Here is a 629-nt window from a genome sequence, read left to right as displayed (position 1 = left end):
TCATATTTCCCGATTGTAAGTATCCCCTTATATGTGTCTCCTACATTAGTTTTATATAAACTGATCATGCTTGATGATCTTTTAAACTCACTTACAAAAAATACTTCGACACTACTAACTCCCGATAAATCGTCTGTTACTTTTGCTGTGATTGTTATTATATCTCCTGCTTCTACTTCTGTCTTATCAATTTCCAAGCTGATTAATTTTGGTGGTGTTACGTCTACTTCTCCATTGTTTATTACAGTAAAACTGTAGTCTTCTTCAGGTGTGTATGATTTCCGATTGCCTGCATTGTCTTGCATTTCTATTCGTGTTAATTTTCGTATGCCTGGTTCTTCGTATTTGCCAATCCTTACTATCCCTTTATATGTGTCTGCTTTATCTGTTTTGTATAAACTAATTCCAGGTAATTGTTGTCCCGTATTACCTTCAAAATATACATATATCGAACTAACTCCTGAGATGTCATCTGTTCCCTTTGCTGTGACTGTTATTGTATCTCCTGCTTCTACTTCTATCTTGTCAAATTCTACGCTGATTAATTGTGGTGGTGTTGTGTCTACTTCTCCATTGTTTATTACAGTAAAGCTGTAGTCTTCATCAGGTTCATACCACCTAAAATTTCC

General features: G+C 35.1%; 1 protein-coding gene. It reads right to left on the bottom strand.

Annotation, left to right across the window (positions count from 1 at the left end; translation table 11 throughout):
• The coding region (locus R7P64_RS24330; protein ID WP_318124178.1) for a hypothetical protein at nucleotides 1-629 on the bottom strand (629 nt) is incomplete at both ends.

It is taken from the genome of Vibrio sp. 2304 (assembly GCF_033339475.1).
In the GTDB taxonomy this organism is placed as follows: Bacteria; Pseudomonadota; Gammaproteobacteria; order Enterobacterales; family Vibrionaceae; genus Vibrio; species Vibrio alginolyticus.
The sequence above is the reverse complement of the archived record's forward strand: the minus strand, read 5'-3'. Positions and strand labels throughout refer to the sequence as shown.